Origin of the sequence: Rhizobium sp. BK049, assembly GCF_014193135.1 — a bacterium.
Classification (GTDB): domain Bacteria; phylum Pseudomonadota; class Alphaproteobacteria; order Rhizobiales; family Rhizobiaceae; genus Rhizobium.
Genome location: NZ_JACHYV010000018.1, coordinates 73,529 through 86,731, shown reverse-complemented (window position 1 = coordinate 86,731; position 13,203 = coordinate 73,529). Strand labels below are relative to the sequence as shown.

The 13,203-nt window shown below is 62.3% G+C and carries 14 protein-coding genes and 1 tRNA gene; 4 read left to right on the top strand and 11 right to left on the bottom strand.

Translation table 11 applies throughout. The annotated features are described in order from the left end of the window. The first annotated feature begins 122 nt into the window (after window positions 1-122). Entirely contained in the window at window positions 123-500 is a 378-nt protein-coding gene (locus FHT70_RS19220; protein WP_097598295.1) for a winged helix-turn-helix domain-containing protein, read from the top strand. Here the strand turns inward: FHT70_RS19220 and modC are convergent, their stop codons facing one another. From modC to obgE, 7 genes are all read right to left on the bottom strand, one after another. Further along, on the bottom strand, window positions 501-1,568 hold the full coding sequence (gene modC / locus FHT70_RS19215; RefSeq protein WP_183704036.1) for a molybdenum ABC transporter ATP-binding protein: 1,068 nt from the start codon (window positions 1,566-1,568) through the stop codon (window positions 501-503). It lies immediately after the preceding gene. Continuing rightward, window positions 1,565-2,266 (bottom strand): molybdate ABC transporter permease subunit, encoded by a 702-nt coding sequence (gene modB / locus FHT70_RS19210; RefSeq protein ID WP_183704034.1) that lies wholly within the window; start codon window positions 2,264-2,266, stop codon window positions 1,565-1,567. Before modB ends, modC begins: the two co-directional genes overlap by 4 nt. Window positions 2,267-2,481: 215 nt before the next feature. Further along, window positions 2,482-3,270 carry a molybdate ABC transporter substrate-binding protein gene (gene modA, locus FHT70_RS19205; protein ID WP_183704032.1) on the bottom strand — a complete coding sequence of 263 codons (789 nt, stop codon included), beginning with the start codon at window positions 3,268-3,270 and terminating at the stop codon, window positions 2,482-2,484. Between the two features lie 472 nt (window positions 3,271-3,742). Continuing rightward, window positions 3,743-4,342, bottom strand: a complete 600-nt coding sequence (locus FHT70_RS19200; RefSeq protein WP_245421306.1) for a nicotinate-nucleotide adenylyltransferase — start codon at window positions 4,340-4,342, stop codon at window positions 3,743-3,745. A 37-nt stretch (window positions 4,343-4,379) separates the two neighbouring features. After that, window positions 4,380-5,663 (bottom strand): glutamate-5-semialdehyde dehydrogenase, encoded by a 1,284-nt coding sequence (locus FHT70_RS19195; RefSeq protein WP_183704029.1) that lies wholly within the window; start codon window positions 5,661-5,663, stop codon window positions 4,380-4,382. Next, window positions 5,656-6,825, bottom strand: coding sequence for a glutamate 5-kinase (proB, locus tag FHT70_RS19190; protein WP_183704026.1), 1,170 nt, complete (start codon window positions 6,823-6,825; stop codon window positions 5,656-5,658). The genes FHT70_RS19195 and proB overlap by 8 nt, the downstream gene beginning before the upstream one ends. Then, window positions 6,812-7,900 (bottom strand): GTPase ObgE, encoded by a 1,089-nt coding sequence (obgE, locus tag FHT70_RS19185; protein WP_085779856.1) that lies wholly within the window; start codon window positions 7,898-7,900, stop codon window positions 6,812-6,814. The genes proB and obgE overlap by 14 nt, the downstream gene beginning before the upstream one ends. An 84-nt stretch (window positions 7,901-7,984) precedes the next feature. On the opposite strand from obgE, the gene FHT70_RS19180 reads away from it, so the two are divergent. Continuing rightward, complete coding sequence (locus FHT70_RS19180; protein ID WP_183704023.1) at window positions 7,985-8,851, top strand: endonuclease/exonuclease/phosphatase family protein; 867 nt, start codon at window positions 7,985-7,987, stop codon at window positions 8,849-8,851. Between the two features lie 70 nt (window positions 8,852-8,921). On the opposite strand, the gene FHT70_RS19175 is transcribed toward FHT70_RS19180, so the two are convergent. The 4 genes from FHT70_RS19175 to rplU form a co-directional block, all read right to left on the bottom strand. Then, window positions 8,922-9,509, bottom strand: coding sequence for a GNAT family N-acetyltransferase (locus FHT70_RS19175; protein WP_183704021.1), 588 nt, complete (start codon window positions 9,507-9,509; stop codon window positions 8,922-8,924). Continuing rightward, a complete protein-coding gene (locus FHT70_RS19170; protein ID WP_183704018.1) occupies window positions 9,506-10,162 on the bottom strand; it encodes a GNAT family protein in 657 nt (218 codons plus the stop codon). Before FHT70_RS19170 ends, FHT70_RS19175 begins: the two co-directional genes overlap by 4 nt. Window positions 10,163-10,287: 125 nt before the next feature. Further along, window positions 10,288-10,557 (bottom strand): 50S ribosomal protein L27, encoded by a 270-nt coding sequence (rpmA, locus tag FHT70_RS19165; protein WP_004676172.1) that lies wholly within the window; start codon window positions 10,555-10,557, stop codon window positions 10,288-10,290. Between the two features lie 34 nt (window positions 10,558-10,591). Continuing rightward, window positions 10,592-10,909, bottom strand: coding sequence for a 50S ribosomal protein L21 (rplU, locus tag FHT70_RS19160; protein ID WP_007824851.1), 318 nt, complete (start codon window positions 10,907-10,909; stop codon window positions 10,592-10,594). 305 nt (window positions 10,910-11,214) lie between these two features. Here rplU and FHT70_RS19155 point away from each other — a divergent pair. Both FHT70_RS19155 and FHT70_RS19150 read left to right on the top strand, forming a co-directional pair. Then, window positions 11,215-11,304, top strand: a tRNA-Ser gene (locus tag FHT70_RS19155). A 429-nt stretch (window positions 11,305-11,733) separates the two neighbouring features. Further along, a complete protein-coding gene (locus FHT70_RS19150; RefSeq protein WP_183704016.1) occupies window positions 11,734-13,176 on the top strand; it encodes a M81 family metallopeptidase in 1,443 nt (480 codons plus the stop codon). The last annotated feature ends 27 nt before the right edge of the window (window positions 13,177-13,203 follow it).

Below are 13,203 nucleotides of genomic sequence, written 5' to 3'. Positions count from 1 at the left end.
CGCCGAAAATCCGATATGACGTCCGAAATGAAGAATATTGCCGCCGGGGCTGCTAGTGCGGTCGGTGTACAGTTTCCGTACCGCGGCGTAAAGTGCGGCAAATTCCTCGATTTTCCGATTCGATGACCGACTCAGCCGTAAAAACACCTGTTCCCGTCCTGCGAATCAGCTTCCCGAATGAGCACCGCCTCGGTCACGGCAAGATGGAACTGCTGGAGCATATCCGCGCGACCGGGTCGATCTCGGCGGCCGGGCGGGCGATGGACATGTCCTATCGCCGCGCGTGGCTGCTCGTCAGCGAGATGAACCGGATGTTCTCAGAACAGGTGGTGGAGCCGCAGCGCGGCGGCCAGAAGGGCGGCGGCGCGGCATTGACGCCGTTCGGCGAAGAATTGCTAGCGCGGTTTCGCCGGATGGAACAGACGGTGCGGGAGAGCCTTGCCGAGGATCTCGCCTGGCTCGAAGCCAAGCGTAACCTGCTGCTTGGCGAGCACGATTGATCAGCTTTCCAGGGCAACCGTCTTGATGATGGCGAAGACGGTCTTGCCGGGCCGGAGATCGAGGCGCTCGCAGGAAAGCGCGGTGATGCGCGAGAGAACGGCATCGCCGTCACAATCGAGCCGGATTTCGACCGTCCCGTCGTCGTCCGGTGACATGTTTTCGATTCTGCCTTCAAGAATGTTCAGCGCGCTCAGACCCTCGGGCCTTGCGGTCGCCAGCATGACATCTCGGGAAGGAATGCGGATGCGGACCGGTCTGCCTGAGGCAAGGGCGGTGCCGGGAATATGCAGCCGGTTGGATTTCAGGGCGACGATCGACAGGCGGTGGCGCGCATCGAAGCTCTCGACCGTGCCTTCGAGCAGCGCCCCCACCTCTTTCCGGTCGGAAGCCGCAGAGGGATGGCTCAATATGTCGATTGCGGGACCTGTCGCCTCGACCTTGCCGTCGTGCATGACGACGACCTGGCTTGCCAGCCGCGCCACCTCGGCGATCGCATGGCTGACATAGACGATCGGGATTTCGGTCTCATCGCGCAACCGCTCGAGATAGGGCAGGATCTCGGCCTTGCGCGCCTCGTCGAGGGCGGCAAGCGGCTCGTCCATCAGGAGCAGGCGCGGCGAGGAGAGAAGGGCGCGGCCGATCGCGACCCGCTGCTTTTCGCCGCCGGAAAGTTTTGCGGGGCTGCGTTCCAACAGCGGCTCGATGCCGAGCAGGTCGATGATATGGTCGAAGCTCTCGCGGTGTGCCGCCTTGGGGGCAAACCAGCGGCCGTAGGAAAGATTGGCGCGGACGCTCAGATGCGGGAACAGCCGCGCCTCCTGGAAGACATAACCGAAACGGCGGCGGTGTTTCGGGACGAAGATGCCAGCTGTCGTTTCGGTGAGGCGCTCGCCGTCAAGCACGACGCGGCCCTCATCCGGCCGGGCGAGACCGGCAATGATGCGCATCAGTGAGGTTTTGCCTGAGCCGGAGCGGCCGAACAATGCGGTCACACCGCCTTCGGAGGTGAAGGCGGCGTCGAGCGTGAAGGCACCGAGCCTTTGTTTTGCCTTGACGATCAGCGTCATTCCGGATCGATCCTCCGGCCGGCGAGACGAGCGAGGAATTCGGAGGCGAGCAGGGCGGCCATGGATATGACGATGGCGACGAGCGTCAGCCGCAGCGCACCGGCATCACCGCCCGGCACCTGGGTGAAGGTGTAGATCGCTGCCGGCAGCGTCTGCGTCTCGCCCGGAATGTTGGAGACGAAGGTGATCGTCGCGCCGAATTCCCCCATCGCCTTGGCGAAAGAAAGGATCATGCCGACGATGATGCCCGGGAGTGTCAACGGCAGTGTGATCGTCAGGAAAACCCAGACAGGGCCGGCGCCGAGCGTTCCGGCCGCCTCTTCCAGCTTGCGGTCGACCGCTTCGATCGAAAGGCGGATGCTGCGCACCATCAAGGGAAAGGCCATGACGGCGCAGGCGAGTGCGGCGCCCGTCCAGCGGAAGGAGAAGACGATGCCGAAATGCTGGTCGAGCAGACTGCCGATCGGGCCGCGGCGGCCGAAGAGGATTAGGAGAAGGAAACCGGTGACGACGGGCGGCAGGATCAGCGGCAGGTGAACGATGCCGTTCAGCACCGACTTGCCCCAGAAGCGGCCGCGGGCCAAGAGCAGGGCAACGAGAATGCCGAAGGGCAGGCTCGCCAGCATCGCGACGATCGAGACGCGCAGGCTGAGCAGGATCGCCGTCCATTCCTCATTGCTCAGGCCCAGAACATCCAATCCAAACGGTCTCCCTGATGATCGAAGTCGCCGAGGCAAGCCTCAGTTTGATGACGAACCTACGGTGTCACTCGACGCCTGCCCCTCATCCACGGGGAGAGGGTTAGGATGAGGGGCAACCATCTGAACGAAGCGGGCAGCCAGAGCAGTGGGTCAGCAGCCTTGACTGACGCTAAGCTGTCGCCCCTGATTCCGCAATCGCCTCCGTTTCTCAATCACTTCAGGATAGTGAAGCCCTGCGCCGTGAAGAAGACGGACGCCTTGTCCGATTTCAGGAAGTCGAGATAGGCCCTTGCATCCGGGTTCTTGCTCTTAGCAACGATCGCGACCGGATAGATGATCGGTGGGTGGGAGTCGGCCGGGAAGGTGCCGACGATCGCGACACCCTTGTCGGCCGCCGCGTCGGTCTGGTAGACGATGCCATAAGGCGCTTCGCCGCGGGAGACAAGGGCGAGGGCTGCGCGTACGCTTTCGGCGCCAGCGACCTTGCTTTCGACCGATGTCCAGACGCCGAGTTTTTCCAGCGCAGCCATGCCGTATTTGCCCGCGGGAACCGATTTCGGCTCACCCATGGCAAGCCTGCCGTCACCGAGCAAAGCGGCGAGATCGAAACCCTGTTTGATCTCGACCGACTTTGCCTTGTCCTTTTCGGCCACGAGCACGATCCGGTTTCCGAGCAGGTTCGAGCGGGTGTCGGCTTTGATCAGCTTCTTATCCGCGAGGTAGTCCATCCAGTCGAGATCGGCCGAGATGAAGATGTCGGCCGGCGCGGCGTTTTCGATCTGCTTGGCAAGAGCCCCGCTCGCCGCATAGGAGGCGACGGCTTCCTTGCCGCTCTCCTGGGTCCAAGCGGCATTGGCGGCGTCGAGCGCATTTTTGAGACTTGCCGCGGCAAACACGGTCAGCTTCTCAGCGGCTCCGGTTGGTGCCGGCAGCGCCGCGCCTATGCAGAGAGCCGCGATCGCGGCGGTTGCCAGCTTCATCCATTGGCAGCGGTTCTGCATGCATTCACTCCCCAGGTCTCGAAATATTTCTACGAATATAACGATACTCATAGTTTGGCTAGGGGATATGTCCGTGAAAATATAACCCTACCGGCGGCCGGGCTTATCTCTTCATGACGGGCTTGCTTTTGAAAGGTTGGTCCGTAGGCGCGCAATGAGCGGGGATGGCGATTGCCAAGCGGACCCGCAGGGGGAAAGAGTTGTTTTGCAGAGCTTGCCGATTAATGCGGCAGCATTCGACGCCTTGTGACTGCAGTATTGCGTCGGTTGCATTGCTGCATTGCACAAAATGATATTCACCTTGCCGCGGAATATGGTACAACACATTCATCGAAACGGCTTTCTCCTCCTCCCATAGCCGTTCGACAGGATCGGCAACACTCCTCCTCCCAGTTGTCGATCGAGTTTATAAGCCCGACGGATCTCCTCCCCCGTCGGGCTTTCTCGTTTCCGGGATTTTTTCTAAAATCAACTATCTGACCGTGCCCGGCAAAGCGCCGTTGCGGATTGCCGTCGAGCTCAGGCCGGAGCGTGGGCCGTGGATGAAGGTCCAGGCCGGAGCCCGCTTCTTCCAGAGAACGCGCGCATCGTCCTCGTCGACGCGCGCGAAATCGAAGCTCCGCGTCATTTTCGAAGAGAGATAGGAGAGCGTCGCGCCCGGCCGGTCGATCACCGCGATCGGAAAGGTGCGGGCGATCTCCTGCCATTTCTGCCATTTGTGAAAGGTCTGCAGGCTGTCGGCGCCCATGATCCAGATGAAATGCACATGCGGATTGCGGGCCTTGACGCGGGCCAGCGTATTGGCGGTGTAGCTGACGCCGAGCGTCTGTTCGAAAGCGGTGACCTTGATGCGCGGATCGGCGGCGACACGCTCGCTTTCGGCAATTCGTTCGGCGAGCGGCGCGAGAAGATTGCGGCTTTTCAGCGGATTGCCGGGGGTCACCATCCACCAGAGCTGGTCGAGACCGAGCCGCTTGATGGCGATTTCGGCGACGAGCGCATGGCCCTCATGGGGCGGATTGAACGACCCGCCGAACAGGCCGACGATCATGCCGCGCTCGCTGTGCGGCATGCGGAGATAACGTCGGTCCAGCTCTTCCGTCGTCACGTCAGGGTCGGGTCTGTCCGGCACCGCGCACCCGGTATTTGAAGGAGGTCAGCTGTTCGACACCGACGGGACCGCGGGCATGCATCTTGCCGGTGGCGATGCCGATTTCCGCGCCCATGCCGAACTCACCGCCATCGGCGAACTGGGTAGAAGCGTTGTGCAGCAGGATCGCCGAATCGACTTCGGTGAAAAAACGCTCGACGACGCCGGGATCCTCGGCGATGATGGCCTCGGTGTGGTTCGAGGAATATTTCTGGATATGGCCGATGGCACCCGATATGCCGTCGACGACGGCGACCGAGATGATCGCGTCGAGATATTCGGTCGACCAGTCCTCCTCCGTCGCGGGCTTCAGGCCGGGCGCAACTTTCAGCACCGCCGCCGAAGCGCGGATCTCGCAGCCGGCGTCCGTCAGCACCTCGAGCAGCGGCGTCAGATGCGTGCCGGTTGCCGCGATATCGACGAGCAGAGTCTCGGCCGCGCCGCAGATGCCGGTGCGGCGCATCTTGGCGTTGACGACGATCTTCTTCGCCATTTCGATATCGGCCGAGGCATCGACATAGATATGGCAAAGGCCTTCGAGATGGGCAAAGACCGGCACCCGGGCCTCGGTCTGCACGCGGGCAACCAGGCTTTTGCCGCCGCGCGGCACGATGACGTCGATTGCGCCGTCGAGGCCACGCAGCATGGCGCCGACGGCGGCTCGATCGGTAACAGGGACAAGTTGGATAGCGTGCTCTGGAAGTCCCGCGGCCTTCAATCCTTCAACCATGCAGGCATGGATAGCCTGCGATGAACGGCGCGAATCCGAGCCGCAGCGCAGGATGACCGCATTGCCCGCTTTCAGGCAGAGCGCCCCGGCATCGGCGGTGACGTTCGGCCGGCTTTCGAAGATCACCCCGATGACGCCGAGCGGCGTGCGGACGCGCTCGATCTTCAGGCCGTTCGGCCGGTCCCAGGCGGCGATGACTTCGCCAACCGGATCGGCAAGGGCGGCGATGGCGCGGATTCCCTCGGCCATCTCGGCAATGCGCTTTTCGTTCAGCGTCAACCGGTCGACGAAGGAGGCAAGCGTTTCGCTGCCTTCGATATCCTTCAGGTCCTTGGCGTTTTCGGCCAGGATATGCGCCCTGCTCGCCAGGATCGCGTCGGCCATGGCGTTCAGGGCCTTGTTCTTCGCCTCGGTGGACGCAAAGCCCAACGGTCGCGCGGCAGCCTTCGCCTTGCGGCCGATGTCGTTCATCAGCGCATCAATGTCAGGCCCCGGCGCAACGGTATCAAGCATAGCTCGCGTCCTTCTTCTGCCTTTCCGATTTCGGTCTGATCTGGGTGGTCATCACCATGTCGTCGCGATGGACCATGGCGGCGCGCCCGGCATAACCGAGAATGGCCGCGATCTCGGCCGACTTGCGGCCGGCGATGCGGCGGGCGTCCTCGGCATCGTAGCTTGCCAACCCGCGGGCGATCTCGCGACCGGCCGGTCCGATGATCGCTACCGTGTCGCCACGGCTGAAGAGGCCGGAAACGCTGCGCACGCCGGCGGGAAGCAAGCTCTTGCCGGCGCCGAGCGCGGTGACGGCGCCCTCGTCGACATGCAGTTCGCCTGCCGGCTGCAGCTGCCCGGCGATCCAGGTCTTGCGGGCGGTGACTGGCGTTCCGGAAGGAGCGAACCAGGAGGAGCGCGCGCCGTTTTCGATCGCCGACAGAGGGCTGTCGGTCTTGCCCGACGCGATGATCATGGCGCAGCCCGACGTGGTGGCGATCTTGCCGGCATCGATCTTGGTGCGCATGCCGCCACGCGAGAGCTCGGAGGCGGCCCCTCCGGCCATCGCCTCGATTTCCGGGGTGATTTCGCCGATCGTCTCGAGGAAGGCCGCATTCGGATCGAGATGCGGCGGCGCGGTGTAGAGGCCGTCAATATCGGAAAGGAGGATGAGCAGGTCGGCGCCGGTCATCGTCGCCACACGGGCGGCAAGCCGGTCGTTGTCGCCATAGCGGATCTCGCTGGTCGCGACCGTATCGTTCTCGTTGATGATCGGCACGGCGCCGATCTTCAGGAGCTGATTGACGGTGGCGCGTGCGTTGAGATAGCGGCGGCGTTCCTCGGTATCACCGAGCGTCAGCAGGATCTGGCCGGCGACGATTTCGTCGCGCGACAGGCTCTCCGACCAGGCGCGTGCCAAGGCGATCTGGCCGACGGCGGCGGCGGCCTGGCTTTCCTCTAGCTTCAGCGCGCCGGCGGGCAGGTTGAGCACCGAGCGGCCGAGCGCGATTGCCCCCGAGGAGACGACGAGCACGTCGATCCCCTTGGCCTTCAGGCCTGCAATATCGGCGCACATCGCATCGAGCCAGGCCTTCTTCAGCCCGGCCTTACGATCGACCAGCAGGGCCGAGCCGATCTTGATGACGATGCGGCGGTAGCGGCCAAGCGGCTTACGGCTGGTCATCGGCCGCATCCTCGTCCGTGCCTTCTTCGCTGACGATCATGTCGCGATGCCGGAGCTTCGGCACCTTGGCGGGCTTTTCCTCGGCATTCTCTTCGACGATGATATCGCGCAGCGCGCGCAGAACCTCGGTCATGCCCCTGCCGGTGACAGCGGAGATCTGGAAGGGAGTCTTGCCGCAGGCCTTCGCCAGCTCCTTCGTCTTCTTCTTCAGTTCGGCCTCGTCAAGCACGTCGATCTGCGACAGCGCCACGATCTCGGGCTTATCGGTCAGCTCATTGCCATAGGCTTCGAGCTCGTGTTTGACCGTCTTATAGGCCTTGCCGACCTTTTCCTCCTGGGCGGAGACAAGATGGAGCAGCACGCGGGTGCGCTCGACATGGCCGAGGAAACGGTCGCCGATGCCGACGCCCTCATGAGCGCCTTCGATCAGGCCCGGAATATCGGCCAGGATGAACTCCCGCTCGTCAACCGTGGCAACGCCGAGATTGGGATGCAGCGTGGTGAAGGGGTAGTTGGCGATCTTCGGCCGGGCGCGGGTGACCGACGCGAGGAAGGTCGACTTGCCGGCATTGGGCAGGCCGACAAGGCCGGCATCGGCAATCAGCTTCAGCCGCAGCCAGATGGTTTTTTCCTCGCCGGGCAGGCCGGGATTGGCCCAGTCCGGGGCCTGATTGACCGAAGTTTTGAAATGGGCGTTGCCGAAGCCGCCATTGCCGCCATGGGCGAGGCAGTAACGCTGGCCTTCCTCGGTCAGGTCGCAGATCATCGTTTCCCGGTCTTCCTCGAAGATCTGGGTTCCTACGGGGACCTTCAACGTCACATCGCTGCCGTTGGCGCCGGTGCGGTTGCGGCCCATGCCATGGGTGCCGATCGTCGCTTTGAAATGCTGCTGGTAGCGGAAATCGATCAGCGTGTTGAGGCCGTTGACGGCCTCCACCCAGACATCGCCGCCGCGTCCGCCATCACCGCCATCGGGGCCGCCGAACTCGATGAATTTCTCGCGCCGGAAGGAAACGCTGCCCGCGCCACCATCTCCAGATCGGATATAGACCTTTGCTTCGTCGAGAAATTTCATTTTACTTCCAATATTCCGTGGCAGTTGGACGGCCCGTCTTGGCCCATTCGATATAGGCGGTTCCGACGGAGGTCAAAGATTATCGTGAATTTTGTCAGCTATAACATACAGTACGGCTTCGGTCTCGACGGCCGATACGATCTGGCGCGGATCGCCCGGAGCCTCGAAGGCGCCGATGTCATCGCGCTGCAAGAAGTGACCCGCGGCTTTTCCCGCAACGGTTTTGCCGACATGGTGGCAGGGATTGCCGCCTTGTTTCCCGACCATTTCTGGGTTTATGGGCCGGCCTGCGACATCCATATCGACGGGGGCAAAGGCGGCCTGCAGCCGGTGCGCGGCACGCGTTTTCAGTTCGGCAATATGGTGCTGTCGCGCTGGCCGATCCTGTCGACGCGGACGCTGCTTCTGCCACGCAGCCGGACGATCGCCAAGATCAACCTGCAGCGCGGCGCAACCGAGGCGCTGATCGCCATTCCGGGCAGAGCGATCCGCGTCTACTCCGTGCATCTCGACCATGTCTCCGCCGACGAGCGCATCCGCCAGCTGCAATTCCTGAACGGGCAAGTCAACGCATTCGTCCAGGAGGGCGGATCGCTGACGGGCGGTGGCGAGCTTGATCTGCCGGAGCTGCCGCTGCCCGACGACTATGTGATCATGGGCGATTTCAACATGGAGCCGGAATCGCCGGAATATTGCGCACTTGCCGGTGCCGGCGGCGGATATTACGGCCGTGTTGCCAGGATCGGCACGCCGATGGACGCTTTTGCGGCGCTTAACGCTTACACGCCGGACAGCTACAGCTGGATGGATCCTGATGATCACGGCAAACGCATGCATCTTGACTATTGCTTCGTCAGTTGCGGCCTGGAGAGCCGGTTGAAATCCGCCCGGATCGATACGCAATCCCTCGGTTCCGATCATTTCCCTGTCTGGGTCGAGATCGGCGATTGACGAAGACGCCGCCGAGCCGGCGGCGTCTTCTTTTCCACTTCTTTCAGAGCATGTTCGGCACCATGCTCTGTTATGCGACCTTGCGCGGCTGCAACGCGCCCGGCTGGAGCACGGTTTCGATATGCGACACCATGGTGTTGCGGGCGAAACAATAGATTTCGCCGCAACCGGTCATGCGGAAACCGAGCTTCTCCTGCAGTCGCAGTGAAGCCGGGTTGTCTGCGAAGACACCGGAATGAACAGGCGTCTCCGGCATGCGGCGCGAAAAGCGTTCGATGATCGCTGCCACCGCCTCGCTCATATAGCCGCGTCGCCAGTAGTAGCGGTTCAGCCAGTAGCCGAGATGCCAGCGGCCGTGGCGCAGTTCGATCGAGACGGTGCCAATATGGACATCGTCCTTGCCGGTTATCGCGAGCGACCAGTCCGGCAGCGTGCCTGACATGACCGGCATCAGCCAGTCCAGCGCATCCTGCCGGTCGAAGGGCGCGGGGACGCGGGAAAGCATGCGCGTCACCGCGAAATCGGCAAGCGATTCCGCGATGGCGGGCGCATCGCTCAGCCGGTGGGGGCGGAGTGTCAGCCGGGCGGTCGGGATGACCGGCGCGGGGCCGGGCATCATCGGCTTGGTGTCCGGCCTTTGCAGTGCCGTCGTGCTCATGCGATGTTCCCCCAGCTTCGGAGCGACATCCAGGTCTTGCGGTCCAGCCTGTACCATTCCACAGGCACGTTGCTGCCGAGCGCCAGCGAGGCCGAAAGCCCCGATCCCTGGAACTGGAAGCCGCACTTCTGGATGACGCGGCGCGAGGCGACGTTCATCACCCGGCAACGGGCGTCGATCTGGTCGACGTCCTGCCGCGTCCGGAACACCATGTCGACGAGGGCATGGCAGGCCTCGGTGGTGTAGCCCTGGTTCCAATAGGGCTCACCCAGCCAGTAACCGATCTCGACGGTCCTGCCGTCGCTGTGCGGTTCCACGCCGCAGCACCCCATGAAGGCGCCGTTTTCGGCTTTGGTGATGGCATAGACGCACTTGCCAATCTCGCCATTTCGCGAACGCCAAACAAAGTCGGCGGCATCATTGGCGGTATAGGGGTGCGGCATACGCGATACCATGGTGGCGACTTTGGCGTTGTTGGCGAGATGGGCAAGGGCGTCGATGTCTTCTTCATGGGGCGCGCGCATGACGAGCCTTTCCGATAACAAGACAGGGCAATCGGTCCTTAACCGCTCCGGCCTCAGCCGTTCCTTGGAAGACCGCTGGTCTTCCCGGGAAGACCGTGATTGGTCAACCCTTATCAATTCGCCTTGCATGTTCAGTCCTCCTGTTTGGACAAAGAAAAAGGGGAGATGGCGCCCCATCTCCCCTGTTTTCTGGACTGAACCTGGTACTGCCAGCCGGGTCGATGAGACGCCGGCTGTTTTTGAGCGCTACCGGCTTATTCCGCTGCTTCCGCTTTCGGCATGACAGACACGTAGACGCGACCGTTGGCCTTCGTTCGGTAGTCCACATTGCCGGCGGTAAGTGCAAAGATCGTGTGATCCTTGCCCAGGCCGACGTTGGAACCGGGATGCCACTGCGTACCGCGCTGACGCACGATGATATTGCCTGCGATGACGGCTTCGCCGCCGAACTTCTTCACGCCAAGGCGCTTGGATTCGGAATCGCGACCGTTGCGCGAGGAACCGCCAGCTTTTTTATGTGCCATTGGAGTTCTCCTTTAAACCTGAAACCCGTTGATCTTACTTGGCAGCCACGATGTCCGTGATACGGACGACCGTGTGATGCTGGCGATGGCCGCGCGAACGCTTCGAATTCTGACGACGGCGCTTCTTGAAGGCGATGACCTTCTTGCCGCGTGTCTGGTCGACGACTTCCGCCTTGACGGAGGCGCCGGCTACGAAGGGCGCACCGATCGCCGCGTCGGCGCCTTCGCCGATCACGAGGACTTCGGTGAATTCAATGGAGTCGCCAGCGGATGCTTCAAGCTTCTCGATGGTCAGCACGTCGTTAGCTGCCACACGGTACTGCTTACCGCCGGTCTTGATGACTGCGAACATTTTTTATCCTTTCATGTTCGTTCCGGCGCTCCCCGCTATTTCCGCAGGTGGCCGTCTTTTTATCAGTCGAAGTTAAGCAGGGATTTCAGGGAACTAGCCCGGAACTCTGGTCTGCCGGTGAAACCCCACGCGAGCGCGAGGCGGGCAAGGGGCGGACTACTCCACTCCTATTGCGGATGCGGGATACGCGAGTGACGGAAAGGTGTCAAGGCAAAAGGATGGAAAAGCTTGAGATTTCGGCTTGCCAACCTGTCATCTGCCCGTTATGAGAACGCCCGCGCCGAACAAGCGCCGACCAAGACCGCGGAGAGGTGGCAGAGTGGTCGAATGCACCGCACTCGAAATGCGGCATACCTGCAAGGGTATCGTGGGTTCAAATCCCACCCTCTCCGCCATCATGCTCCTGTCCGGACCGGCTACCTACCATTCGATTCTCGGGCTACGGCTGCGGTATTTTTCGCCAACAGCGGACGGCCGGCCTTAATGCTTGGCTGGACCCGCCAGTGCTGACGCAGGATCGATCTCACACGCTGAGGCCGGCGTTGCAGTTGCTTTGCGCTTGTTAAGCGAACCTCGCTCGCTTGAGCAAATCGGTTGCCAAGGCGCTCATCGAAAAATTTCTTGCATGACTGGATCCGGATCGTCGATCCAGGCGACCGGCCCGGAGCAAATTTGTTGTTTATTTGCGGTTGATTGGCTCGTTTCGCGAACTATCATCAGGATCGGACAAGGGGCACGTCTTCGGATTGAAACCGCCTCCGTGTTCAGCCCGTCGCCACCCGTACCTTTCCCGATTGCTCCCACTTTCAACTCCGAGGTTCCCCATGCGCATTGCCGTCGGTGGCATTCACATTGAATGCAGCACATACAATCCCGTTCTGAATGAGGAAAAGGACTTTCGGGTGTTGCGCGGGGAGGGGCTGCTGGAATCGCCCTATTTCGCCTTTCTGAAGGATTATGATGCCGAGTTCCTGCCGACGATCCATGCCCGCGCCATTGCCGGCGGGCCGGTTTCGCGCGGCACCTATGAGGGCTTCAAGAGCGAATTCCTCGCGCGGCTGAAGTCGCTGCTACCGCTTGATGGTCTGTACCTTGCCATGCACGGCGCCATGTATGTCGAGGGCATGGAGGATGCCGAAGGCGACTGGATCGGTGCGGCCCGCGCCCTCGTCGGCGAGGAATGCACTGTCTCGGCAAGCTATGACCTGCACGGTAATGTCACCCAGCGCATCATCGATGCGCTCGACATCTACTCTACCTATCGCACCGCGCCGCATATCGATGTCGAGGAGACGATGCGCCGCTCGGTTTCCATGCTGGTCAAAAGCCTGAAAACAGGTGTGAGGCCGATCGTTCTCTGGGCGCCGATCCCGGTCGTCCTGCCCGGTGAGCGCACCAGCACTGTCGATGAGCCGGCTAAAAGCCTCTATGCCGAACTGCCGGAGATCGACACGATTGATGGAGTTTGGGATGCGTCGCTGATGGTCGGCTATGTCTGGGCCGACGAACCGCGCGCCACGGCCGCGGTCATCATGACCGGCACTGACCGTGCGGTGCTGGAACGCGAGGCGAGGCGCCTTGCCAGGGCCTATTGGAATGCCCGCGAGGATTTCGTCTTCGGCTGCGAGACCGGTTCGGTCGAGGAGTGCGTTGCGAGGGCGATCGCCAGCCCGACCGCTCCCGTCGTGCTCGCCGAATCCGGCGACAACCCGACCGGCGGCGGCGTCGGAGACCGGGCCGATGTCCTGGCTGAGTTGATCGCCAAAGGTGCTGACGGCGTCGTCTTTGCCGGCATTGCCGACAAGGCGGCGACCGAAGCCTGTTACGCCGCAGGTGTCGGGGCTGAGCCTGTCCTCAGTGTCGGGGCCTCGCTCGATACCAAGGGCAGCAGGCCGGTCAATGCCAGCTTCGCCGTCAAATTCCTGCATGAGACCGCCGACGCGGCCGATCGGCAGGCGGTCGTTTCGATCGGCGGCATCGATCTCGTGCTCTCGGCCAAACGGCGACCCTATCACAATATCGCCGATTTCACCCGGCTCGGCCTCGACCCGCACGCAGCCAAGATCATCGTCGTCAAATCGGGCTATCTCTCGCCGGAACTGGCGCCGATCGCAAACCCTAACCTGATGGCGCTGTCGGAGGGCGTGGTCGATCAGTTCGTCGAGCGCCTGCCGCGGCTGCGCAAGCAGCATCCGACCTACCCCTTCGACAAGGATTTTGCCTTCGAACCGCGGGTCTTCCTCTCCGCGCGTTCGCTGCGGGCTTGAGGTCCTACCGACCCGAACAGAGATGAT

Coding starts and splice junctions, on each gene's coding strand:
- rplU (WP_007824851.1), bottom strand. CDS start 10,909: ATGTTCGCAGTCATCAAGACCGGCGGTAAGCAGTACCGTGTGGCAGCT.
- FHT70_RS19170 (WP_183704018.1), bottom strand. CDS start 10,162: ATGCAAGGCGAATTGATAAGGGTTGACCAATCACGGTCTTCCCGGGAA.
- obgE (WP_085779856.1), bottom strand. CDS start 7,900: ATGAAATTTCTCGACGAAGCAAAGGTCTATATCCGATCTGGAGATGGT.
- modA (WP_183704032.1), bottom strand. CDS start 3,270: ATGCAGAACCGCTGCCAATGGATGAAGCTGGCAACCGCCGCGATCGCG.
- FHT70_RS19220 (WP_097598295.1), top strand. CDS start 123: ATGACCGACTCAGCCGTAAAAACACCTGTTCCCGTCCTGCGAATCAGC.
- FHT70_RS19150 (WP_183704016.1), top strand. CDS start 11,734: ATGCGCATTGCCGTCGGTGGCATTCACATTGAATGCAGCACATACAAT.
- proB (WP_183704026.1), bottom strand. CDS start 6,825: ATGACCAGCCGTAAGCCGCTTGGCCGCTACCGCCGCATCGTCATCAAG.
- FHT70_RS19195 (WP_183704029.1), bottom strand. CDS start 5,663: ATGCTTGATACCGTTGCGCCGGGGCCTGACATTGATGCGCTGATGAAC.
- FHT70_RS19200 (WP_245421306.1), bottom strand. CDS start 4,342: ATGCCGCACAGCGAGCGCGGCATGATCGTCGGCCTGTTCGGCGGGTCG.
- modC (WP_183704036.1), bottom strand. CDS start 1,568: ATGACGCTGATCGTCAAGGCAAAACAAAGGCTCGGTGCCTTCACGCTC.
- FHT70_RS19175 (WP_183704021.1), bottom strand. CDS start 9,509: ATGAGCACGACGGCACTGCAAAGGCCGGACACCAAGCCGATGATGCCC.
- rpmA (WP_004676172.1), bottom strand. CDS start 10,557: ATGGCACATAAAAAAGCTGGCGGTTCCTCGCGCAACGGTCGCGATTCC.